The organism is Streptomyces sp. NPDC002537 (assembly GCF_053594975.1).
Genome location: NZ_JBSFWT010000011.1, coordinates 99,873 through 123,501, shown reverse-complemented (window position 1 = coordinate 123,501; position 23,629 = coordinate 99,873). Strand labels below are relative to the sequence as shown.

The 23,629-nt window shown below is 72.8% G+C and carries 20 protein-coding genes; 16 read left to right on the top strand and 4 right to left on the bottom strand.

Features of this window, described 5'->3' with window-relative positions:
• Positions 1-268 precede the first annotated feature (268 nt).
• From ACWD4A_RS08225 to ACWD4A_RS08155, 15 genes are all read left to right on the top strand, one after another.
• Complete coding sequence (locus ACWD4A_RS08225) at positions 269-1,459, top strand: ROK family transcriptional regulator (RefSeq protein ID WP_451190923.1); 1,191 nt, start codon at positions 269-271, stop codon at positions 1,457-1,459.
• Positions 1,460-1,496: 37 nt separating this feature from the next.
• Positions 1,497-2,846, top strand: coding sequence for an ABC transporter substrate-binding protein (locus tag ACWD4A_RS08220; protein WP_451190920.1), 1,350 nt, complete (start codon positions 1,497-1,499; stop codon positions 2,844-2,846).
• A gap of 11 nt (positions 2,847-2,857) precedes the next feature.
• Positions 2,858-3,808: a carbohydrate ABC transporter permease gene (locus ACWD4A_RS08215; RefSeq protein ID WP_451190917.1), complete on the top strand. Its 951-nt coding sequence runs from the start codon at positions 2,858-2,860 to the stop codon at positions 3,806-3,808.
• A gap of 6 nt (positions 3,809-3,814) precedes the next feature.
• Positions 3,815-4,669, top strand: coding sequence for a carbohydrate ABC transporter permease (locus ACWD4A_RS08210; RefSeq protein ID WP_451190914.1), 855 nt, complete (start codon positions 3,815-3,817; stop codon positions 4,667-4,669).
• Positions 4,670-4,709: 40 nt separating this feature from the next.
• Positions 4,710-5,963 carry a 6-phospho-beta-glucosidase gene (locus ACWD4A_RS08205; RefSeq protein WP_451190911.1) on the top strand — a complete coding sequence of 418 codons (1,254 nt, stop codon included), beginning with the start codon at positions 4,710-4,712 and terminating at the stop codon, positions 5,961-5,963.
• Positions 5,954-6,940, top strand: a complete 987-nt coding sequence (locus tag ACWD4A_RS08200; protein ID WP_451190908.1) for an N-acetylglucosamine kinase — start codon at positions 5,954-5,956, stop codon at positions 6,938-6,940. The genes ACWD4A_RS08205 and ACWD4A_RS08200 overlap by 10 nt, the downstream gene beginning before the upstream one ends.
• Before the next feature lie 404 nt (positions 6,941-7,344).
• Positions 7,345-7,764: an apotyrosinase chaperone MelC1 gene (gene melC1 / locus ACWD4A_RS08195; protein ID WP_451190905.1), complete on the top strand. Its 420-nt coding sequence runs from the start codon at positions 7,345-7,347 to the stop codon at positions 7,762-7,764.
• Between the two features lie 48 nt (positions 7,765-7,812).
• Positions 7,813-8,640, top strand: a complete 828-nt coding sequence (gene melC2 / locus ACWD4A_RS08190; protein ID WP_451190902.1) for a tyrosinase MelC2 — start codon at positions 7,813-7,815, stop codon at positions 8,638-8,640.
• Between the two features lie 263 nt (positions 8,641-8,903).
• Positions 8,904-10,274, top strand: coding sequence for a hypothetical protein (locus ACWD4A_RS08185; protein WP_451190899.1), 1,371 nt, complete (start codon positions 8,904-8,906; stop codon positions 10,272-10,274).
• Positions 10,275-10,291: 17 nt separating this feature from the next.
• Positions 10,292-11,254 (top strand): glutamate ABC transporter substrate-binding protein, encoded by a 963-nt coding sequence (locus ACWD4A_RS08180; RefSeq protein WP_451190895.1) that lies wholly within the window; start codon positions 10,292-10,294, stop codon positions 11,252-11,254.
• A gap of 78 nt (positions 11,255-11,332) precedes the next feature.
• On the top strand, positions 11,333-12,649 hold the full coding sequence (locus ACWD4A_RS08175; RefSeq protein WP_451190892.1) for a hypothetical protein: 1,317 nt from the start codon (positions 11,333-11,335) through the stop codon (positions 12,647-12,649).
• The gene (locus tag ACWD4A_RS08170; protein ID WP_451190889.1) at positions 12,646-15,207 is read left to right on the top strand and encodes a tetratricopeptide repeat protein; all 2,562 of its coding nucleotides are present in this window, start codon (positions 12,646-12,648) and stop codon (positions 15,205-15,207) included. The genes ACWD4A_RS08175 and ACWD4A_RS08170 overlap by 4 nt, the downstream gene beginning before the upstream one ends.
• A gap of 3 nt (positions 15,208-15,210) precedes the next feature.
• A complete protein-coding gene (locus ACWD4A_RS08165; protein WP_451190886.1) occupies positions 15,211-16,440 on the top strand; it encodes a protein phosphatase 2C domain-containing protein in 1,230 nt (409 codons plus the stop codon).
• A gap of 108 nt (positions 16,441-16,548) precedes the next feature.
• A complete protein-coding gene (locus ACWD4A_RS08160; RefSeq protein ID WP_451190883.1) occupies positions 16,549-17,901 on the top strand; it encodes a vWA domain-containing protein in 1,353 nt (450 codons plus the stop codon).
• Positions 17,902-18,072: 171 nt separating this feature from the next.
• Positions 18,073-19,026 carry an FHA domain-containing protein gene (locus ACWD4A_RS08155; protein ID WP_451190880.1) on the top strand — a complete coding sequence of 318 codons (954 nt, stop codon included), beginning with the start codon at positions 18,073-18,075 and terminating at the stop codon, positions 19,024-19,026.
• Here the strand turns inward: ACWD4A_RS08155 and ACWD4A_RS08150 are convergent.
• On the bottom strand, positions 19,007-20,017 hold the full coding sequence (locus ACWD4A_RS08150) for a methyltransferase domain-containing protein (protein ID WP_451190877.1): 1,011 nt from the start codon (positions 20,015-20,017) through the stop codon (positions 19,007-19,009). The genes ACWD4A_RS08155 and ACWD4A_RS08150 overlap by 20 nt on opposite strands.
• A gap of 92 nt (positions 20,018-20,109) precedes the next feature.
• Here ACWD4A_RS08150 and ACWD4A_RS08145 point away from each other — a divergent pair, with 92 nt between their 5' ends.
• Positions 20,110-20,514, top strand: coding sequence for a globin (locus ACWD4A_RS08145; RefSeq protein WP_451190874.1), 405 nt, complete (start codon positions 20,110-20,112; stop codon positions 20,512-20,514).
• A 33-nt stretch (positions 20,515-20,547) separates the two neighbouring features.
• Here ACWD4A_RS08145 and ACWD4A_RS08140 read toward each other — a convergent pair whose 3' ends face one another.
• The 3 genes from ACWD4A_RS08140 to ettA are packed head-to-tail and all read right to left on the bottom strand — an operon-like array spanning position 20,548 to position 23,443.
• Positions 20,548-21,324 (bottom strand): hypothetical protein, encoded by a 777-nt coding sequence (locus ACWD4A_RS08140; RefSeq protein ID WP_451190871.1) that lies wholly within the window; start codon positions 21,322-21,324, stop codon positions 20,548-20,550.
• On the bottom strand, positions 21,321-21,776 hold the full coding sequence (locus ACWD4A_RS08135; RefSeq protein ID WP_451190867.1) for an acyl-CoA thioesterase: 456 nt from the start codon (positions 21,774-21,776) through the stop codon (positions 21,321-21,323). The genes ACWD4A_RS08140 and ACWD4A_RS08135 overlap by 4 nt, the downstream gene beginning before the upstream one ends.
• 2 nt (positions 21,777-21,778) lie before the next feature.
• Entirely contained in the window at positions 21,779-23,443 is a 1,665-nt protein-coding gene (ettA, locus tag ACWD4A_RS08130; RefSeq protein ID WP_451190864.1) for an energy-dependent translational throttle protein EttA, read from the bottom strand.
• Positions 23,444-23,629: the final 186 nt, after the last annotated feature.

The window sequence follows — 23,629 nt, the reverse complement described above, 5'->3', positions numbered from 1 at the left end:
CATCGCCCTGCGGAGCGCCTGCCCACAACCCGGGTGGAGTGGGCGAATTCAGCCCGTCCGGCGTTTGAGGACGCTCCCCCAGACTTCGTCCGGGGGGACCCCCAGCAGGCCGCTGGGGGCCCGGGGGTCTCCCCCGGTTTCGGGAAGGGGCGGGGCTGGGGAAAGAAACCCCGCCGCACCCCATTGACGTCGCGTTGACATGACCCTTAACGTCCCGTTCATGGTTAGGAAAGTTTCCTAACAGTGCCCGAACGGGAAGAGCGCACCCATGGCCCCCGGAACCCCCCGCGTACTGCGCGCCATGAACGACCGCGCCGCCCTCGACCTGCTCATCGCCCACGGCCCCCTCACCCGCACCCGCCTCGGCGAGCTCACCGGCCTCTCCAAGCCCACCGCTTCCCAGTTGCTGAGCCGTCTGGAGGCGGCGGGCCTGGTCCGTCCGACCGGGAACGTCACCGGCCGCCCCGGCCCCAGCGCCCGGCTGTACGAGGTGAACCCGGGCATCGCCCATGTCGCGGCCCTCGCCGTCGGCCCCGAGGGGATCACCGCGGCCGTCGCGGACATCACCGGGCAGGTCGTCGGCGAGCACCGCGTCGAGGCGGAGGCGACAGCCGGACCGGTCCGCGACCGGACCGCCGAGCTGGTCGCCGAGGCCGTCGACGGCGCGCTCGCCGCGGCGGGCCTCGGGCGCGACGCCCTGCACCGCACGGTCATCGGCACACCCGGCGCCCTCGACCCGCGCACCGGCACCCTGCGCTACGCGCCGCACCTGCCCGGCTGGCAGTCCCGCGCCCTCCGCGACGAGCTCGCCGGTCTCCTCGGCACGCCCGTGGTCATCGAGAACGACGTCAACCTCGCCGCCGTCGCCGAACAGCACGACGGCACCGCCCAGGACTTCGACGACTTCGTGCTCGTCTGGGCCGACGAGGGCGTCGGCGCCGCCATCGTGCTCGGCGGCACCCTGCTGCGCGGCGCCACCGGCGGCGCGGGCGAGATCGGCTACATGCCGCTGCCCGGCGCACCGCTCGCGCGCGGCGGCGAGGACGCCACCGCGGGCCCGGACGGCGGCGGGGGCTTCCAGATGCTCGTGGCCTCCCCCGCCGTGCTCGCCCTCGCCGCCGCCCACGGCCTCGACGCCCGTACGGCACCGGAGGCGCTCGCCCTCGCGGCCGCCGTCCCGGGGGCGGGCGACGACGTGCTCGCCGAGCTCGGACGGCGGCTAGCGGTCGGGCTCGCGGCCGTCGTCGCCGTGGTCGACCCGGAGCTGGTGGTGCTCTCCGGCGCCGTCTGCCAGGCGGGCGGCGAACGGCTGCGCGCGATGGTCGAGGCCGAACTCACCGGGCTGTCCCTGCCCCGCCCGCTGCTCCGGCTGAGCGCCGTCGAGGGCTCGCCGATCCTGACCGGGGCGCTCCGCACCGCGCTCGCCGAAGCCCGCAACACCGTGTTCGACACCGCCTGACCCACCGTCCGACCCTCTGCCGACAAGGAGTCCCGCCATGCCGCGCACGCGACGCCGCCGCGCACCGGCCCTCCTCCTCCCGCTGCTGGCCGTCCTGGGGCTGCTCGCGGCGGGCTGCGCCAGTCCCGGCAGGGGGAGCGCCGACGACGACCCGGCGGCGCCCGTGACCCTGCGGTTCTGGCACGGCTGGTCGGAGCAGAACGAGGTCAAGGCCATCGACGAGTCGATCGCCCGGTTCGAGAGGCTGCACCCCAACATCCGGGTGAAGGCGACCGGGAACGTCACCGACGCCACCGTGAACCAGGCGCTGCGCGCGGGCGGCGGCGACGCCCCCGACGTGGTGTCGTCCTTCACCACCGACAATGTGGGGCAGTACTGCTCCTCCGGGATGTGGGCCGATCTCGACCCGTTCCTGACGAAGTCGGGCCTCGACAAGACGGCGGTCTTCCCGAAGACCCTGCTCGCGTACACCTCCTACCGGGGCACGCAGTGCGCCCTCCCCCTGCTCGCGGACGCCTACGGCCTCTACTACAACAAGGACGCCTTCGAGGAGGCGGGCATCACCCGGCCGCCGCGTACGATGTCCGAACTCCGTGAGGACGCGGTGAAACTCACCGAGCGGACCTCCGGCGGCTCGTACAAGCGGCTGGGATTCATGCCCGACTTCCGGCTCTACCAGAACAGTCCCGACCGGCTCTTCGCCCAATGGGACCCGCGGTACTTCGACGGCGAGGGAAAGGCACGGCTCGCCGAGGGCACCGCGGCCGGGGAATTCTTCACCACCCAGCGGGAACTGCTCGACGCGCAGGGCGGCTACACCCGGCTGGAGACCTTCCGCACCACCTTCGGTGACGAGATGTCCTCGCAGAACGCCTTCCTCACCGGAAAGCTGGCCATGCACATGGACGGCGAATGGCGCGGGCTGATGCTGGACGCCGCGAAACCGTCCTTCCGCTGGGGCACCGCCCCGATGCCGGTGCCCGACGACCGGCCCGAGACATACGGCCGCGGCTATCTCACCGGCACCGTCGCGGGCATCGCCCACAGCAGCAGACACCAGAACGCGGCGTGGGAACTGCTGAAATTCCTGACCACCGACACCGGCCAGGTGGTCGCCCTCGCCAACGCGATCCACAACGTCCCGTCCACCAAGGCCGCGCTCGCCTCGCCGGAACTCGACCGCGACCCCGCCTTCCGCACCTTCCTCGACATCGCGGCGAATCCGCACAGCGTCGGCATGCCCCCGTCCGTCAACGGCGGGCAGTACATCGTGGCGCTCAAGGACTTCGCCTACAACGTGGAGGCGGGCAGGGTCCACGACCTGGCCAAGGGCCTGCGCGCGCTGGACCGGCAGATAGACGACGACAACCTCCAGTCCCGAGACTGACGGAGCCCGCCATGGCGATACCCCTAGCACCGGAACTGCGCCGCAGACACGCGCGCGAGCGGCTGCGTACGCTCGGTTTCCTCTCCCCCTGGCTGGTCGGTTTCAGCGTCTTCTTCGGCTATCCGCTGCTCGCCACCGTCTATTTCTCCTTCATGCACTACAACCAGATCCAGGACCCGACCTTCGTCGGCCTGCGGAACTGGCGCTATGTGCTGGAGCAGATGCCGCTGTTCGGCCCGGCCCTGTGGAACACCCTCTGGCTCGTGGTCGTGATGGTCGCCCTCCGCGTCGCCTTCGGACTCGGCATCGGCCTGCTCGTCACCCGGATCAAGTCGGGGGCCGGCTTCTTCCGCACGGCCTTCTACCTGCCGTACCTGGCCCCGCCGGTGGCCGCCACGGTGGCGTTCGTCTTCCTCCTCAACCCCGGTACGGGGCCGGTCAACAAGGCCCTCTCGGCGGTCGGCGTCGCCGCCCCCAACTGGTTCAACGACCCTGCGTGGGCCAAGCCCTCGCTGGTGCTGCTCTCCCTGTGGGGCATCGGCGACCTGATGGTCATCTTCATGGCCGCGCTGCTGGACGTGCCCAAGGAGCAGTACGAGGCCGCCGAGCTGGACGGCGCGGGCCCGTTCGCGAAATTCCGCTATGTCACCTGGCCGTCGATCACCCCGATCGTGATGTTCGCCGTGGTGACGGGCGTCGTGCAGACCATGCAGTACTACACCCAGGCGCTGGTCGCCGGGAAACTCGCGTCCGGGGTCAGCGTCGGACCGGGCAGCGTCATCCAGCCCGGCTATCCCGACCACTCCACGCTCACCGTCCCGCAGCTCGTCTATTCGCTGGGATTCCAGAACTTCAACACCGGCGCCGCGTGCGTGCTCTCGCTCGTGCTCTTCGCCATCGCCATGGCCGTGACCTCGCTGCTGATGCGCAAGCGGGCCGGCCTGCTGACGGCAGAGGACTGAGCTCCGATGGCCGTCACCGCAGCCGGGATTCCGGCCCGCCGCCGGGCCCTGCACTGGATAGCCGTGCACACGACCGCCGTCGCCGCCGCGCTGTTCTTCGTCCTGCCGTTCGTCTTCGTCTTCCTGACCTCGGTCATGAGCGACGCACAGGCGATGAGCGGCGAACTGTGGCCGCACGAGTGGAACTGGTCGAACTACACCACCGTGTTCCGCACCCCGGGTTTCCTCGACTGGTGGCGGAATTCCCTGCTGTACGCGGGACTCGGCACCCTCTTCACCGTGTGCTCGTCGGTCCCGGTCGCCTACGCGCTCGCCAGATTCCGGTTCCGCGGCCGCCGCACGGCGCTGATCCTGGTCATCTCCACCATGATGCTGCCGCCCCAGGTCGTCGTCATCCCGATGTATCTGGTGTGGGCCCAGCAGCTGCACCTCTCGGGTTCGCTGTGGCCGCTGATCGTTCCGATGGCCTTCGGCGACGCCTACTCGATCTTCCTGCTGCGGCAGTTCCTGCTGACGATCCCGACGGAATACCTGGAGTCGGCGAAGGTCGACGGCTGCGGCGAGCTGCGTACACTGCTGCGCATCGTGGTGCCGATGGCGAAGCCGGGCATCGCGGCGGTCGCGCTCTTCCAGTTCTTCTTCTGCTGGAACGACTACTTCGGCCCGCAGATCTACGCGGCGCAGAACCCGGGCGCCTGGACACTCAGTTACGGTCTGGAGTCCTTCAAGAGCGCGCACGGAGTCAACTGGAACCTCACCATGGCGGCGACGCTGCTGGTCATGGCACCGGTCATCGTCGTGTTCTTCCTCGCACAGAAAGCCTTCGTCGAAGGCGTCACCCTCACCGGAGTAAAAGGCTGATCCCCATGTTGAATCCCATGTCGAATCCCATGGAGCGCACATGAAGCTCGCCGTGGTCGGCGGCGGCTCGACCTACACCCCCGAACTGATCGACGGCTTCGCCCGGTTGCGCGACGTGCTGCCGCTGACCGAGCTGGTCCTGATCGACCCCGCCGCGGACCGGCTGGAGCTGGTCGGCGGGCTGGCACGGCGGATCTTCGCCCGGCAGGGGCACCCCGGCCGGATCTCCTGGACCGCGGACCTGGACGCGGGCGTGGACGGCGCCGACGCCGTCCTCCTCCAGCTCCGCGTGGGCGGGCAGGCGGCCCGCGACGAGGACGAGACCTGGCCCCTGGACTGCGGCTGCGTCGGCCAGGAGACCACGGGCGCGGGCGGGCTCGCCAAGGCGCTGCGCACGGTCCCGGTGGTGCTGGACATCGCGGAGCGCGTACGGCGCCGCAACCCGGACGCGTGGATCGTGGACTTCACCAACCCGGTGGGGATCGTGACCCGCGCGCTGCTGACCGCCGGCCACCGCGCGGTCGGCCTCTGCAACGTGGCCATCGGCTTCCAGCGGAAGTTCGCCGCGCACCTGGGGGTCGCGCCGGAGGCCGTCGCCCTGGAGCACGTGGGCCTCAACCACCTCACATGGGAACGGTCGGTGACCGTCGGCGGCCGGAACGTCCTGCCGGAGCTGCTCGCCGAGCACGGCGGGGCCATCGCCGCGGACCTGCGCATGCCCCGCGGCCTGCTGGACCGCCTGGGCGTCGTCCCCTCGTACTACCTGCGCTACTTCTACCAGCACGACGAGGTCGTCCGGGAGCTCCTGGGCAAGCCCTCGCGGGCCGCCGAAGTGGCCGAGATGGAGCGGAAGCTGCTGGCGCTGTACGGCGACCCGGCGCTGGACGAGAAGCCGGAGCTGCTGGGCAAGCGGGGCGGCGCGTTCTACTCGGAGGCCGCGGTCACGCTGACGTCCTCCCTGCTGCGCGACACCGGCGACGTCCAGGTCGTCAACGCGTTCAACAACGGCACCCTGCCGTTCCTCCCGGACGACGCGGTCGTCGAGGTCCCGGCGGCGGTGGACGCGCGGGGCGCGCACCCCTTGCCCGTACGCCCCCTTGAGCCACTGTTCGCCGGGCTGGTCGCGGGCGTCACCGCGTACGAGCAACTGGCGCTGGAGGCGGCCCTCAAGGGCGGCCGGAACCGGGTGTTCGACGCGCTGCTGGCGCATCCGCTGATCGGTCAGATCGCCTACGCGGACCGGCTGGCCGACGAGCTGATCGCGCACAACCGGGAGCACCTCGCGTGGGCCTGAGCGACATCGCGTTCGCGATCGACGCGGGCAACAGCAAGACCGACGTGGCCTTGGTGGACCTCCACGGGAAGGTGCTCGGGGAGGCACGCGGCGGCGGTTTCCAGCCGCAGCGGGCGGGGACCGGGCGGGCCGTCGCGGGCCTGGCGCCGCTGCTCGCCGAGGCGGCGGCGCGGGCCGGGCTGACCGGGCGGATCAAGGTGGGCCACGTCCAGGCGTGCCTGGCCAACGCCGATCTGCCGGTGGAGGAGGAACGGCTCACCGCGGAGATCGCCGCCCGCGGCTGGGGGCACTCGGTCACGGTCGCCAACGACACCTTCGCCCTGCTGCGGGCGGGCCTGCCCGACGAGGGGGAGCCGACGGGCGTGGCCGTGGTCTGCGGCGCGGGCATCAACTGCTCGGGGCTGGCCCCGGGCGGGCGGACGGCCCGCTTCCCCGCGATCGGCCGGCTCTCCGGCGACTGGGGCGGCGGCGGGTACCTCGCGGACGAGGCTCTGTGGTGGGCGGCCCGCGCGGACGACGGGCGCGGCGAGCCGAGCGAACTGGCCCGCGCCCTGCCCGCGCACTTCGGGCTGCCGGACATGCCCGCCCTGATCGAGGCGCTGCACCTGGGTGCCCTGGACGCGGGGCGGCAGTACGAGATGACTCCGGTGCTGTTCGCGGTGGCCGCCGCCGGGGACGCGGTCGCGCGGGCGATCGTCCTGCGGCAGGCGGAGGAGGTCGTCACCATGGCGGTGGTGGCGCTGGAACGGCTGGATCTGCTCGGTACGGACGTTCCCGTGGTGCTGGGCGGCGGCGTGCTGGCGGCACGCCATCCGCTGCTGCACGAGCAGGTGGTGGCCCTGCTCTCCGAGCGCGCCCCCAAGGCGGTGCCGCTCGTCGTCACGGCACCCCCCGTCCTGGGCGCGGCCCTCCTGGCCCTCGACCGCGCGACGGCCCCCGTGGGGGCGTACGGACGACTGCGCGCGCACTACGCGTGACCCGGCCCCCGGCCTGGCCGGAGCGCGTGCCGGAGAGCCGGAGGGGCTTGCCCCTCTGGCTCGAACTCACACCTCTTCACGTCATGTTCACGTCGTGAGAGACGTCACCCCGGACGCCCCTGCTCCGCAAATATCGCCACCAAGATCATCCGTGGCCGGAAATCTTCCTGACACTGCGTCAATAAGGTCATTCGCCAGAAACTTCTCCCCTGGCGATTGTTGACCTTTCATGCACCTAATGTCCGTAAAGCGGCCAACCGTTTCCCGTCCTCCTGTTGATCATGCGAGCATCCGCCTCGCACGGATTGATCACGAAATACAACAAGCAACCGCCATCAAAAGGGATTTGCGGGTGCCTTCGTGACAACCCGACTCATGATCACCTTTTGAGGGGGGTACGACCCATGTCGTCCAATGTCACCCGACGCCTTGTGCTCAGGGGAACCGCCGTCGCCGTCGCCGGTGTCGCGCTGGCCGGGCCGGCCGCGATGGCCGCGACCCGCGGCGCCATGACGGGTATGGACCACTCCGGCATGGACCACTCCGGCCACGGTGTCCCGCAGCCGTTCGACGAGATGTACCAGGGCCGGCACATCGTCGGTAAGCCGGCCGAGCCCGGCAGCATGAGCGCCCACCACGGCGACAACTTCTCGGTCTTCATCGACGACAGGGAACTGCACATCATGCAGAACGGCGACGGCACCTGGATCAGCGTCGTGAACCACTACCTGCCGCTCGCCGACCCGCACGCGCTCGCCCGCGCCGCGGTCGAGAAGCTCCGGGGCGCCCAGCTCGTCCCGATCATGATGAACATGTCCCACTGATCCATCACTGCCGACCACCGAACCCGAACCGAAAGGACACGAATCCCCATGGCAGTGCGCAAGAACCAGGCGAGCCTCTCCGCCAGCGAGAAGCGGAACTTCGTCAACGCGGTGCTGGAGGTGAAGAAGCGCGGCGTCTACGACGGTTTCGTCCGTACGCACGAGGACTTCATCATGAGCGACCGCGACAACACCGACCGCGTCGGTCACCGCTCGCCGTCCTTCCTCCCGTGGCACCGCCGCTTCCTGATCCAGTTCGAGCAGGAGCTGCAGAAGGTGGACGCGTCGGTGACGCTCCCCTACTGGGACTGGACCGTCGACCGCTCGCCCACCGCCTCCATATGGGGCGACGACTTCCTGGGCGGCAACGGCCGCAGCCGCGACGCCCAGGTGATGACCGGCCCGTTCGCCTACTCCACGGGCAAGTGGAACATCAACCTCAGCGACGACGACCGTCCGTACCTCCAGCGTGAGTTCGGCGCCGACAACGCCCAGCTGCCCACGCGCGCGCAGGTGGACGCCGTGCTCGCCATGACCACCTACGACACGGCGCCCTTCAACGCCCAGTCGGAGGGCGGCTTCCGCAACAACCTGGAGGGCTGGCGCGGCCAGGGCCGCATCCACAACAGCGTGCACGTGTGGATCGGCGGCCAGATGGCCACCGGCTACTCCCCCAACGAGCCGGCGTTCTGGCTGCACCACTGCTTCATCGACAAGCTGTGGGCCGACTGGCAGCGCATGCACCCCACTTCGGGTTACCTGCCCGCCACCCCCACCCCGCAGGTGGTCTCGCTCAACCAGACCATGCGCCCCTGGAACAACGTGACCCCGGCCGACATGCTCGACCACACGAAGTTCTACACGTACGACCGCTGACGGTCGCTCGGCGGGCCCGGGAACCGAACGGGCCCGCCGCACGTGGTGGGGTACAGAGGCCGACGCAGGCCCCGGTGAAGATCCCGATCCCGACAAGATCGGGGCGGCACCGGTGTGTTTGTCAGTCCCTGCGGCCATACTGACTGGCCGGGCACCTGTCCTCCCACCGCACCGGACGACGGGCCGCCCTCAGCGACCGAGGGGGAGGTCTCGTGTCACATCCGCAGGCGGCCGGAGTCGCCGCGCCGGCACCACCCGTACCCATGGCCACGCCGCCTGCCGCGCCCGCGCCGCCGCCCGCGCGGACCGCCGCCTGGCGCGAGGCCCTCGACCGGCTGCGCGCCTCGGCGACGACCGAGCCGGGCCGGCTGCGCATCATCGGGGCCGTGCTGGCCGCCCTGTTGGTGGCGTTCGGGGCGGTCACCACCTGGCAGGTCGCCGCACGGGCCGCGGCCGCCGACGCCGTCGTGCACCGCAGCCAGCCGCTGAGCGCCGACGCCGCCGACATCTACCGCTCCCTCGCCGACGCCGACACCACGGCCGCGAGCGGCTTCCTCGCGGGCGGCCAGGAGCCCCCCAAGGTCCGGGAGCGCTACGACAACGACATCGCCGTCGCGTCCCGGTTGCTGGCGAAGGCCGCCGCCGACACCGACGGCACGGACGCCGCCCGAAGCCGCATAGCGGAGCTCAACGCGAGACTCCCGCAGTACACCGGCCTGGTGGAGGCCGCCCGCGCCGACAACCGCCAGGGGCTCCCCCTCGGCGGCGCCTATCTGCGCTACGCGGGCGACCGGATGCGCAAGGACCTGCTGCCCGCCGCCGACGAGCTGTACAAGGCGGAGACCGACCGCCTCGGCTCCGACTACGGCGACGCGAAGTCCTGGCCGTGGGCCACCCTGGGCCTCGGCGTGCTGACCCTCGCCGCCCTCGGCCGGGCGCAGCGGCGCACCTTCCTCCGCACCAACCGGGTCCTCAACCGCGGCCTGCTGGCCGCGACCGGCGCCACCACGGTGGTGCTGCTCTGGCTGGCCGTCGGCCACGGAGTGGCCCGCTCCGGCCTGGACACCTCCTACACCCACGGAGCGCACTCCCTCCAGGTCCTCAACGAGGCCCGCATCGGCTCCCTCCAGGCCCGCGGCGACGAGAACCTCACGCTGGTGGCGCGCGGCGCCGTCCTCACCCCGGACAACAAGGACGCCTACGAGGCGAGCTTCCGCAGAGGGATGGGCGAACTCATCGGCGACGGCCGGGGGGACCCGGCGCCGGGCAGCGTCCTGGAACGCGCCCGCGCCCTCGCCGACGACACCGCGGGCCGCGCCCCCCTGGACGCGGCGGTCAAGGACGTGCGGGAGTGGCAGCAGCGGCACGACGCGGCCCGCGCCGCCGACGACGGCGGTAACTACGCCGAGGCCCTGCTCCGGGTGAACGGCGAGAACGGCACCGGCAAGTCCTTCGACCGGGTCGACGAGGAACTGCGGCAGGCGCTGGTCCACGAGCAGAACGAGTTCCGGCAGGCGGCCGACGACGGGCGCGGGGCGCTGTCCGGGCTGGCGGCGGGCGCCGCCGTGCTGGCGGTGCTGGGGGCGGCGGGCGCCGTACTGGGCATCGGGCGCAGACTGTCGGAGTACCGGTGACGGGGGGAAGCGGGGAGATGAGCGCACGGAGGAAACCGTTCACGGCGCTGGCGTCCGCGCTCGTGTGCGCGCTGGCGGCCACGGCCGCGGTGCTGCTGCCCGGCCACGGACAACCGCGGCCCGCGGAGCGGCCGGTGGCGGCCGCCCGGCCGGCGCAGGAGGCAACCACGGCCACGTGCACCGACCCGGAGGCGAGCCTGCGGCCGAACGGCGGGCTGGACGGCCCGGCCGTGCAGCGGATCAAGTCCAACGGCAAGCTGCGCGCGGGCGTCGACCAGAACAGCTACCGCTGGGGCTACCGCGACCCCGCCACCGGTGATCTGGAAGGCTTCGACATCGACCTGGTGCACGCCATCGCCAAGGACATCCTGGGCGACCCCGACAAGGTCATCTTCCTGACGATCCCCACCAACCAGCGCATCCCCGCCCTGCGCTCGGGCAAGGTGGACATCATCGCGCGCGCCATGACCATCAACTGCGACCGGATCGGACAAGTCGCCTTCTCCACGGCGTACTTCCAGGCCGGCCAGCAGGTGCTGGTCCCCAAGGGATCGTCGGTCAAGGGCTTCGACGACACGCTGAAGGGGAAGCGGGTCTGCACGGCGGAAGGATCCACGGCGGAGGCGGTGGTGCGGAAGGCGCCGCACGGTTCGACCCTGCTGACCGTCCCCAACCAGCTCGACTGCCTCGTGCGGCTCCAGCTCGGACAGGTGGACGCGGTGGTCAACGACAACGCCCTGGCGGCCGGGCAGGCGGCTCAGGACCCGTGGGTGGAGCTGGTCGGAAAGCCGTTCACCACCGAACCGTACGGCGTGGCGATGAACCTCGGCGACACGGACCTGGTACGCCGGGTCAACAAGGTGCTGGAGGACTACCGCAGCGGCGGCGCCAACAGTCCGTGGATGCAGGCGTACCACCACTGGCTCGCCTCCGACCTCAAGGGGATCGACGCTCCGCCGGTGCCGAAGTACAAGGACTGACGGCGGAGCGGCGCGAGGATACGAGCACCACCGTTACGGACACGTCGGCGGCAGGGCCGCGGACAGGAGAGGGGATCGATGGCGGTCGCGGGGCCCACCGGGCCTGCCTTGACCCGCGAGGAGGTGGACCGTGCGCTGGCGAGGCTCGGCGCCGAGCACGAGGCCGTCGAGACCTCGCTGCTCGCCCTCCAGGACCACGCCGGGCGCCGCCTCCTGGAGGGGGCGGAGCTCACCGGCGCCACCAAGAGCCGGTGGGCGGCCGCCGAACAGCTCATCGGCCGGCTGTGGCTGTGCTTCGACGCCTACACCGCGGCCCTGGCGGCCGCCCGCGAGGTGCGGGCCCGGCGCCGCTGGCCCGGCCAGGCGGAGCTGTCCGAACTCACCGAGCTGCTGCGCGGCTCCGGGGTCACCCTGCCCGGCGACGCCACCCTGGCCTTCGCCTCCATGGGCACCGCCGCCCGCCTCAGCGAGCAACTGAGCCTCCAGGAGCTCCTGGAGCGGATGAACGGCTGGTACGCCCAGGCGCTCGACGTGGTCGTCGCCGCCGACACCGTGTGGTCCGCGCTGCCCGCCCGGATCGACCTGCTGGCCGCCGAGCTGCGCCGCGTCCGCGCCCTGGCCCACTCGGTGGGCGTGCGGCCCGGCGAGCACCCCTCCGGCGACGACCTGGAGCAGATCGCCCACGAGCTGACGGTGCTGCGGTCCGAGGTGGTGACGGACCCGCTGGCCTTCTGGACGAGCGCCCCGCCCAGCTCCGCGCCCGGCGGCGGCCGTCCCGACACCGGCCGCTACGACCGCGCCGCCCGCGCCCTGGAGGACGTCCGGCGCGAGGTCGAGGCCGTGCTGGACGTCCGGCAGGACGCCGAGCAGCGGCTGTCGCGGGTGCGGGACGTCCTCTCGCGCGCGGACCGCACGCTGACCGAGGCCCGGCAGGCCCGCGCCGAGGTCCTGTCCAAGATCGCCGCGTTCGAGGTGCCCGCCGTGTCCGGCCCGCCGACCGCGCTGTACGAGCAGCTGTCCGCGGCGTCCGACCACCGCAGACACGCGCGCTGGCACCGGCTGTCGCCCCTGCTGGACGGCCTGGAGCAGCGCGCCGAGGACGAGTTGCTGCGGGCCCGCGAATCGCTGACGGCGGTGACCGCCCCGCTGGCCGTGCGCGCCGAACTGCGCGGCAGGCTGGACGCGTACCGGGCGAAGGCCGCCCGGCACGGCCTGGCGGAGGACGCCTTCCTCATCGAGCGGCACGACGCGGCGCGGCGCATGCTGTGGAGCGCACCCTGTGATCTGGTGGCCGCCGAAATGGCGGTGCTGCGCTATCAACAGGCGCTGGCCGACGCGCTGGCGTCACCGACGACCGGGGCTTCGGCGCCCGTCGACCGTAGGGGGAAATCATGAACGGAGCCTGCCAGCGGCCGGGCTGCGCCGGGGCCTATGAGGACGTGGGCGGCGGCGAGCTGTACTGCGACACGTGCGGGCTGGCGCCGGTGGTGTCGCCGAGCGGGATGCTGGCCTCGTCGGCCACCGGCATGACGGGCGGCGGGCACGGCTCGGCGCGGGGCGCGGCGGCGGGGTCGTCCTCGGGGCCCGCTTCGGGGTCGTCGTCGAGATCGTCGTCGAAGTCGTCGGGGACATCCGCTTCGTCGGGGTCCTCGTCGTCGCGCCGCTCGGTGTCGGGGCGGCTCTCGCGTTCCCTGTCGGGTGGTTCGGGGAGCGGCGCGGGCTCGGGCGGCCGGTCGGTGTCGGTGCGCAGTTCGCGTTCCTCGACGGCCGCCGCGTCGGGGCGGGGCAAGCTGGGCGCCGGTCTGGTCAGCGTGCCGGAGGTGCCGCGCCCGGACCCGCGGGCGGCGGTGCTGGAGAACCCGGAGGTGCCCGAGCGCAAGCGGTTCTGCAGCAAGAGCGACTGCGGTGCCCCGGTGGGGCGTTCGCGCGGTGACCGACCGGGGCGCACGGAGGGCTTCTGCACCAAGTGCGGGCACCCGTACTCCTTCGTCCCGAAGCTGCGGGCGGGCGACGTGGTGCACGGGCAGTACGAGGTCGCGGGCTGTCTCGCGCACGGCGGGCTGGGCTGGATCTATCTGGCGGTGGACCGCGCGGTGGCGGACCGCTGGGTGGTCCTCAAGGGCCTGCTCGACACGGGCGACGAGGACGCGCTGGCGGTGGCCGTCTCGGAGCGGCGCTTCCTCGCGGAGATCGAGCACGCCAACATCGTCCGCATCTACAACTTCGTCGAACACCTCGACCAGCGGACCGGCAGCCTCGACGGCTACATCGTCATGGAGTACGTGGGCGGCAAGTCCCTCAAGGAGATCGCCAACGAGCGGCGGCTGCCGGACGGGCGGCGCGATCCGCTGCCGGTCGAGCAGGCGTGCGCGTACGGCATCGAAGCGCTGGAGGCGCTGGGCCACCTGCACAGCAGGAACCTGCTGTACTGCGACTTCAAGGTCGACAACGCGATACAGCAGCAGGACCAGTTGAAGCTGATCGACATGGGCGCCGTCCGGCGCGTGGACGACCACGACAGCGCGATCTACGGCACGGTGGGCTACCAGGCACCGGAGGTCGCGGAGCGGGGCCCGTCCGTCGCCTCCGACCTGTACACGGTGGCGCGCACCCTGGCGGTGCTCACGTTCGACTTCCAGGGCTACACGAGCGTCTTCGCGGACAGCCTCCCGGACCCGGACAACATCGAGGTCTTCACCCGCTACGAGTCGTTCTACCGGCTGCTCGTCCGGGCGACCGACCCCGATCCGGGGCGGCGGTTCGCGTCGGCGCAGGAGATGGCGGACCAGCTGACGGGCGTGCTGCGGGAGGTGGTGGCGCTCCAGACGGGGCGGCCGCGGCCCGCGCTGTCGACGCTGTTCGGTCCGGAGCTGCGGGTGGTGGACTCGCAGTTGTTCGAGGAGACGGTGTGCGAGACGTCGGTGCTGGGCGCCCGGGTGACGGGCCGCACGGCGCTCACCGCCCGGATTCCCGCCCAGCCGTCCGCCCCCGGCGCGCTGCCCGGGGGCCCGGGTCCGGTCGTGGCCCCGCTGGACACCAAGGCCCTGGCCCTGGCCCTGCCGGTGCCGCTCGTCGACCCGGGGGACCCCAACGCCGGTTTCCTCGCGGGCCTGCTGGCCGCCGGGCCCGCCGAGCTGTTCGCGGCGCTCCAGGCCGCGCCCGCCGAGTCGCTGGAGCTGCGGCTGCGGCGCGTACGGGCCCAGTTGGAGCTCGGCGAGGCGGAGGTGGCGGCGAAGGCGATCGAGGCCCTGGAGGCGGCGCACCCCGAGGACTGGCGGATCGTCTGGTACCGCGGCCTGCACGCGCTGGCCTTCGGGGACAACGAGACGGCCGCGCTGTCCTTCGACGCCGTCTACGACGCGTTCCCCGGCGAGCCGGCGCCGAAGCTGGCGCTGGGGGTGTGCGCGGAGGTGCTGGGGCAGCTCGACAACGCCGCCGAGTACTACCGCCTGGTGTGGGCGACGGATCCGAGCTTCGTCAGCGCCGCGTTCGGGCTGGCCCGGGTGCGGCTCGCCGCCGGGGACCGCGCGGGCGGGGTGCGCGCCCTGGAGGCCATCCCGGAGGCGTCCATCCACTACACGGCGGCACGGGTCGCGGCGGTGCGGGCCCGGCTGCGCGGGCGCCGGCCCCAGGAGCCGCTGCTGGCCGACCTGTCGGCCGCCGCCGGGCAGGTGGAGCGGCTCGCGGACTTCGGGCTGGACGCGGTACGGCGCGAACGGCTCTGCACGGAGGTGCTCGGCACCGCGCTCGACTGGGTGCTGTCCGGCACCCCGGGCGCGGCGGCGGGCCCGGACCGCGTCACCGGGCTGCTCGGCAGCGGCCTGGACGAGCGCGGGCTGCGCTTCGGGCTGGAGCGCTCGTACCGTGTGCTCGCGCGCCTCGCCCAGCGTGGCGAGGAACGGATCGAACTGGTGGAGCGGGCCAACCGTTTCCGCCCCAGGACATGGGTGTGATCGATGTCGCAACTGCCGCGCCCCCCACAGCTGACGGCGTGCCCCTCCTGCCACGAGCCGCTGGAGCCGGCCGACAATTTCTGCGGCGGCTGCGGGGCCGACCTGTCGGCGCCGCCGGCCGGGCCGCCGGCCGACTGGCTCCTGGCGCCTGAGGGGCGTACGGCCGCGCGGGCCGCCGCCGGGCCGCCACCGGGCACCGACGCCTCCGCCGCGCCGGGCCCCGGGCCCGACCCCCGGGTGTCCCTGGGAGTGCCCGCGCAGGCGGCGCACGGGATCTCGGGGGTGCCGCCGGAGCCGGGCGCCGCGCACCCCGGCGCGGACGGCGCCGGCCGGACCTGCGGGTCCTGCCGATCCGGCATGATCGACAAGGACGGGTACTGCGAACACTGCGGGCATGCACAGCCGCGCGAACGGGATCACATGGAGCACCAGTTGCCAGGCGTCGCGGCGGTCAGCGACCGCGGACTGCGCCACCACCGGAACGAGGACGCGTACGCCGTGTCCACCGTGGCACTCGCGGACGGCGGCCCCGCCACCGTCGCCGTGGTCAGTGACGGCGTGTCGTCCGCGACCCGCCCCGACGAGGCGTCGGCGGCCGCCTGCGCGGCCGCGCGGGAGGCCCTCGTCGCCGCCCTGCCGGCGGGCGCGGACCCCCGGCAGGCCACCCATGACGCGATCATGCGGGCCGCCGATGCCGTCACCGCGCTCGCCACGCGCCCGGCCGATCCGCACCGCCACGAGAACGCCCCCGCCTGCACCATCGTCAGCGCGGTCATCACGGGCGACCTGCTGACCGTCGGCTGGATCGGCGACAGCCGCGCCTACTGGGTGCCGGAGGACCGCGGCACCCAGCCCGCGCGGCTCACCGAGGACGACTCGTGGGCCGCCCAGATGGTCGCGGCGGGCCTGCTGTCCGAGTCCGAGGCGTACGCGGACGAGCGCGCGCACGCGATCACCGGCTGGCTCGGCGCGGACGCGTACGAGATCGAGCCGCACACCGCGTCGTTCCACCCCGACCGGGAGGGCGTCGTCATCGTGTGCACCGACGGGCTGTGGAACTACGCCGAGTCCGCCGAGCACTTGGCCTCGGTCACCCCGCCCGACGCGCGGCAGCGGCCGCTGGAGTGCGCGCGGCGGCTGGTGGCCCACGCGCTCGACGGCGGCGGCCACGACAACGTAACGGTGGCGGTCCTCCCGTTCCCCCTTCCCCTCGAAGGGGCAGGATCGGCCTGACGCGCACGTGTTCACGGGGGGACGCACGCCGCGGCGCCGGAGCACGGTGCCGTGCGCCCGGCCACCCCCGCCCACTTGTTGCTTTTTGAGTTCCGAGGAGCGGATCAGATGGCCAACTTCTCCAAACCGAGCGTGCCGCGCTTCGCGGTCGAGGTGTACCAGAACGCGCACCTCCCCGAGGGCGGCCGTGAGGTCAACGCGATCGTGACGGTCACCGCCACCGGCGGCGGCACCACGGCGGAGACCCGCATCCCGGCCCAACTGCCGCCGACAGCGGGCGCGTCCACCCCGGACGCGGCCGTCGTCATCATGGTCGACTGCTCCGGCTCGATGGACTACCCGCCCACCAAGATGCGCAACGCCCGGGACGCCACCGCCGCCGCCATCGACACCCTGCGCGACGGCGTGGCGTTCGCCGTGGTCGCCGGGACGCACCAGGCGAAGGAGGCGTATCCCGGCAACGGCCGCCTCGCGGTGGCCGATCCCATGACCCGGCAGCAGGCCAAGGAGGCGCTGCGCAAGCTCGCCCCGGGCGGCGGCACCGCCATCGGCACCTGGCTGCGCCTGGCCGACCGGCTGCTGGCCGCGTCCGACACCGCGATACGGCACGGCATCCTGCTCACCGACGGCCGTAACGAGCACGAGGAGCCGGAGGCGCTGCGGGCCACGCTGGACGCGTGCGCGGGCCGGTTCACCTGTGACGCGCGGGGCGTGGGGACGGACTGGGAGGTCAAGGAGGTCACCGGGATCGCCTCGGCGCTGCTGGGCACCGCCGACATCGTGCCCGATCCGGCCGGGCTGGCCGCGGACTTCACGCGGATGATGGAGGCCGCGATGGGCAAGGAGGTCGCGGACGTCGCGCTGCGGCTGTGGACCCCGCAGGGCGCCGAGGTGCAGTTCGTCAAGCAGGTCGCGCCGTCGGTGGAGGAGCTGACCGGCCGGCGGGCCGAGGCGGGGCCGCGCACGGGCGACTACCCGACCGGTTCGTGGGGCGACGAGTCCCGCGACTACCACGTGTGCGTACGGGTGCCGAGCGCCGCGGTGGGCGAGGAGATGCTGGCCGCCCGCGTCTCCCTGGTGCTGCCCGCGCCGGACGGTTCCCCGCCGCAGGTGCTCTCGCAGGGGCTCGTCCGGGCGGTCTGGACGGACGACCTGGCGGCGTCGACGTCCATCAACCCCCAGGTCGCCCACTACACGGGCCAGGCCGAGCTGGCGCAGGTCATCCAACAGGGCCTGGACCTGCGGAAGTCGGGGGACGTCGACGGGGCGACGGCGAAGCTCGGCAGGGCGGTGCAGCTGGCCAGCCGGTCGGGCAACGAGGACACCGCGAAGCTCCTCGCGAAAGTGGTGGACGTCGTGGATGCCGCGACGGGTACTGTGCGGCTGAAGGCGAAGGTCACGGCCGAGGCTCAGATGACGCTCGAAACGCGCTCGACCAAGACCGTACGAGTGAAGAAGTAGCGCAGCAGCAGCGAGGAGCGGCGCGGGGGCGCGCGACGGCCGCGGGAGCGGCGGGGTGGCCCGGCGACGGCCGGTGCGCGCGCCGGTGAGACGATCCGGTGCGACGTCCGGTGATGCGACGTCCGGTGAAGAGACCGGCGACGAACGGCACACGAGGGGGAATCAACCGACATGCCGACCTGCCCGAACGGCCATCAGTCGGCGGCCGAGGACTGGTGCGAGGTGTGCGGCCACCGGATGTCGGCGGCCGCCCCCGCGGGTACCGTCCCTCCGCCGCCCCCGCCCTCCGTTCCGCCACCGGCCGGTCCGGCGGGCTACTACGGGGAGACGACCGTCCAGGCGGAGCTGTGCCCGCGGTGCCGTACGCCGCGCGAGGCGCAGGCGCCGTTCTGCGAGGAGTGCCGCTACAACTTCCTGACGCACAGCGGTCCGTCGTTCGGTCCGCCACCGCCGCAGGCGCAGGGCCTCCAGTCGGCGCCGCCCCCGCCGCCGCAGCACACTCAGCCGCCGCAGTCGTACGAGTACTACGGTTCGCGGCCGTCCCGGATCAACCGCCCGGCGGAGCCGCTCACTCCGGACAGTCAGGGCTTCGGTGACGACGGCGACTGGATGCTGCCGCCGCCGGGCCCGGCGCCCGCGACGCCGTTCCCGTACGAGGAGAACTCGGCGGACGGCGGGTCGCAGGGCGTGCCGATGCAGCCGGGGCCGCCCGCGCCGCCGACGGGCTGGATCGCCGTCGTCGCGCCCGACCGCGACTACTTCATGGCGATGATGAACCGCAGCGGCCCGGAGGCCGCCGGGCTCAACCTGCCCGCGTACTCCCCCGAGCTCCAGCTCCCGCTCGGCGGCCCGCAGGTGACCATCGGCCGCAGGCGGCACAGCACCGGGGAGTCCCCGGACATCGACCTGTCCCGCCCGCCGGAGGACCCGGGCGTCTCGCACCAGCACGCCATGCTGGTGCGGCAGCCGGACGGCAGTTGGGCGGTCGTCGACCAGGACTCCACCAACGGCACCACGATCAACGGCTCGGAGGAGCCGATCCAGCCGTATGTGCCGGTGCCGCTCCACGACGGCGACCGGGTGCACGTGGGCGCCTGGACCACGATCACGGTCCGCCGGGGCTGAGCTCCCAGCGCCAGGGTCCGTCCGGGGCGTCCAGCCAGGCCCACTGGCGGTCCCCGGCCACGGTCACGCCGTAGCGCTCCCGCGTCGGGTGGCCCTCGTCCTGCCACAGGGCGAGGGCGTCCACCGGTGCCGCCCGGCTCAGCGCCAGCAGGAATTGGAACTGGTCGTTCCGGAGCAGGCGCGGGGGCAGGCCGCCCCGGTCGGGCGGCGGCGGCCGCTCGGCCGCGCCCCGCAGCGGTACGAAGTAGGCGGCCGTCCGCAGGAACCGGCCCTCCGCGTGGCCGGCGTCCGTGACCCGCAGCGCGATGAGACCCGTGGCGAGCGGCGCGAGGACCAGCCCGCCCGGCCTGCTCTGCGCGATCCAGGCGGGCGGTACGGACGACAGCGCGCAGGTCGCCACGGTCCGGTCGAAGGGGGCGCGCGAGGGACAGCCGAGCGCCCCGTCGCCGGTGACGACCGTGGGGTGGAACCCGGCCGCGGCGAGGTGCGCGCGGGCGGCGTCGGCGATCTCCGGGTCGAGGTCGACGGTCGTCACGGCGCCGTCGCCGAGCCGGTGCGCGAGCAGGGCGGCGTTGTAGCCGGTGCCCGCGCCGATCTCCAGGACGGTGTGCCCGTCCCGGAGGTCGAGGGCGGCGAGCATCTTGGCCATCAGGGACGGCTGGCTGCTGGAGGAGATCAGCTCGCCGTCCTTGACGTACGTGGCCAGCGGCTCGTCCACGTAGACGCCGGTCAGCCACTCGTCGTGACGCCGGGGGGCGCTGTCGTCGCGGGACAGCCGCCGGTGGCCGCCGGTGGCGCCCACGTAGTAGTGCGGCACGAACAGCTCGCGCGGCACCTCCGCGAAGGCGGCCCGCCAGCGGGGATCGGCGAGCTCCCCGCGGGCCCGCAGCTCGCGGACCAGCCCGGCGCGGAGGACGGCGCCGGGCTCCTCGCCGGGGACCGCCGCCGGTCCGTGCCCGGACGGGGCTCCGCCGCGGTGCGCGTCGGCCATGCCTCCACTGTGCGCCACGGCCGGGCCGGGGGCGAGGCCCCGGCGGTCCCGAGGCCCCGGCCCTCGGCCGTGCGGTCTGAGACCATGGAGAGGTGAATGAGATTCCGCGCGGCACGCTGCAGGAGCAGACGTTTTACGAGCAGGTGGGCGGCGAGGAGACCTTCCGGCGCCTGGTCCACCGCTTCTACCAGGGGGTGGCGGAGGATCCCCTGCTGCGTCCGATGTACCCGGAGGAGGACCTCGGGCCCGCCGAGGAGCGCCTGGTGCTGTTCCTGATCCAGTACTGGGGCGGCCCCCGCACGTACAGCGACAACCGCGGCCACCCGCGGCTGCGGATGCGGCACGCGCCGTTCGAGGTCGACCGGGCCGCGCACGACGCCTGGCTGAAGCACATGCGGGACGCGGTGGACGAGCTGGAACTCGCGCCCGAGCACAGCGAGCAGCTGTGGCGGTACCTGACCTACGCCGCCGCCTCGATGGTCAACACCCCGGGGTGAGCGGGGCGCCGTCACCGGCGCCCCGGCCGGGGGTCAGGCGGGCGTGACCGTCAGACCCGGCAGCCCGCCCGTGCGGACCGCGATCGAGCCGTACGGCGTGCGCAGCCGCAGCCAGCCGCCCGCGGCGAAGAGCACCAGCGGCTCGGGGCCGAGGGCGAGCGCGGCACCGGCGCGCGCGCCCGCCGGGACGGCCGCGGTCCGTACGGGCCGCAGGAAGCCCAGCGACTGCGCGGCGTGCACCGCGCGCAGCGGCAGCCCGGTGCCACCGAGGGTGCGGGACCAGATCTCCCGGCCCATGCGGTCGCGCTCGGCGCGGGTGCGCCGCTGCTCGGGCAGGGCCTCGTCCCGGGCCCGGAACTCCATGACCGCGGCGGCCACGGCATCCCGCGCGGCGGCTACGTCGGGCAGGCCCTCGACGCGCTGCCAGCCACTGCGCGGCGGCAGCACCCCGGCCCACGGAGGACCGGTGACGGCCTCGGGAACGGTGATCACGGGGCCGGTGCCGGAGGAGGCCGCGGCGGCGCCCGCCGCGTCCAGGGCGTCGGCGAGCTGCCCCGCCGACACCGTCACGTCCAGCACGGCGGGCACCGCGCCCGGCGCGGGCCCGGCCAGCCGCGCGGTGCGGATGGCGAGGACCTCGAAGGACGGCGGGCGGCCGAAGACCCCGACCACACCGCCGCTCGCCTGGAGCCGGACCGCGGCGGCGCGGTCGTAGTGGATCAGCCGGGCCAGGAAGGCGGCCAGGTCGGCCGCCTCCCCGGCATCGGCGAAGCACAGCCGCTGCCCGTACGGGGCCGGGTCTGCCGTCATGCGGCGACGGCCCCCTTGGCGGCGGACCGGCCGGCCGGCTGCCCGGCGTCCTCCAGGTACTCCCCCAGGAAGGACCGTTCCTCGGCGGTGATCCGCCGCGGGCGGCCCGCCTCGAAGTCGAACGGCACGATGACGGTGCTGGCCCTCACATACACCTGGTCCTCGTCCTTGACCTCGTAGGCGACCGTCAGCGAGGCCGCGCCCACCTTCGTCACCCACGTCTCGACGGTCACCGGGGCATGCCGGTGCACCAGGGGGCGCAGGTAGTCGATCTCGTGCCGGGCCACGACGGAGCCGCCGGAGAACGACGCGCTCCCCTCCCCCGGCGCCAGCCGGAACATGAAGTCGATCCGCGCCTCTTCGAGGTAGCGGATGAAGACCACGTTGTTCACATGGCCGAAGGCGTCCATGTCCGACCAGCGCATGGGGCAGGAGTACAGGTGGCGTGCCACGCTCAGCCCCGGGTGAGCTTCTTGTAGGTGGCGCGGTGCGGACGGGCCGCGTCCGGGCCGAGGCGCTCGATCTTGTTCTTCTCGTACGACTCGAAGTTGCCCTCGAACCAGAACCACTTGGAGTTGCCCTCGTACGCCAGGATGTGCGTGGCCACCCGGTCCAGGAACCAGCGGTCGTGGGAGACGACCACCGCGGCACCGGGGAAGTCCAGCAGGGCGTTCTCGAGCGAGGACAGGGTCTCGACGTCGAGGTCGTTGGTCGGCTCGTCGAGGAGCAGCAGGTTGCCGCCCTGCTTGAGGGTGAGCGCGAGGTTCAGACGGTTGCGCTCACCACCGGAGAGCACACCGGCCGGCTTCTGCTGGTCCGGGCCCTTGAAGCCGAACGCGGAGACGTACGCGCGGGACGGCATCTCGACCTGGCCGACGTTGATGTAGTCCAGCTCGTCGGAGACGACGGCCCACAGCGTCTTCTTGGGGTCGATGTTGGCGCGGGACTGGTCGACGTAGGAGATCTTGACGGTCTCGCCGACCTTGATCTCGCCGGAGTCCGGGGTCTCCAGGCCCTGGATCATCTTGAACAGCGTCGTCTTGCCGGCGCCGTTCGGGCCGATGACACCGACGATGCCGTTGCGCGGCAGGGTGAACGACAGGTCGTCGATCAGGACCTTGTCGCCGAAGGCCTTGGAGAGGTTGTTGACCTCGACGACGACGGAGCCCAGGCGCGGGCCCGGCGGGATCTGGATCTCCTCGAAGTCCAGCTTCCGCATCTTGTCGGCCTCGGCGGCCATCTCCTCGTAACGGGCGAGGCGCGCCTTGGACTTGGCCTGACGGCCCTTGGCGTTGGAGCGGACCCACTCCAGCTCTTCCTTGAGCCGCTTGGCGCGCTTGGCGTCCTTCTGGCCCTCGACCTTGAGGCGGGAGGCCTTGTTCTCCAGGTAGGTGGAGTAGTTGCCCTCGTAGGGGATGGCGCGGCCGCGGTCGAGCTCCAGGATCCACTCGGCGACGTTGTCGAGGAAGTAGCGGTCGTGGGTGATCGCCACGACGGTGCCGGCGTACTTGGCCAGGTGCTGCTCCAGCCAGTTCACCGACTCGGCGTCGAGGTGGTTGGTGGGCTCGTCGAGCAGCAGCAGGTCGGGGGCCTCCAGCAGCAGCTTGCAGAGCGCGACGCGGCGCTTCTCGCCACCGGAGAGGTTGACGACCGGCCAGTCGCCGGGCGGGCAGCCCAGCGCGTCCATGGCCTGCTCCAGCTGGGCGTCGAGGTCCCAGGCGTTGGCGTGGTCCAGGTCCTCCTGGAGCTTGCCCATCTCCTCCAGCAGCGCGTCGGAGTAGTCGGTCGCCATCAGCTCGGCGATCTCGTTGAAGCGGTTGAGCTTCCCCTTGATCTCCGCGACGCCGTCCTCGACGTTCTCCAGGACCGTCTTGGACTCGTCGAGCTTCGGCTCCTGCATCAGGATGCCGACCGAGTAGCCCGGCGACAGGAAGGCGTCACCGTTGGACGGGTGCTCCAGCCCTGCCATGATCTTGAGGACGGTGGACTTACCGGCGCCGTTGGGGCCGACCACACCGATCTTCGCACCGGGCAGGAAGCTCAGCGTCACGTCATCGAGGATGACCTTGTCGCCGTGCGCCTTGCGCGTCTTGCGCATGGTGTAGATGTACTCAGCCAAGAGAAACCGTCCGGCAATCGAGAAGGGCCAATGTGCGGCTCCGCCGCGTGAGGGCAGATACACCCCATCATGCCGGACCGGTAGCCCTCGGCGGAAACGGGTTGGTCACAGCGCCGCGAGCCGGGCTTCCGGCGTCGGAGCCGGTGGTGCGCAGGCGGACCGTGCCCGCCCGCGCACCACCGCGCG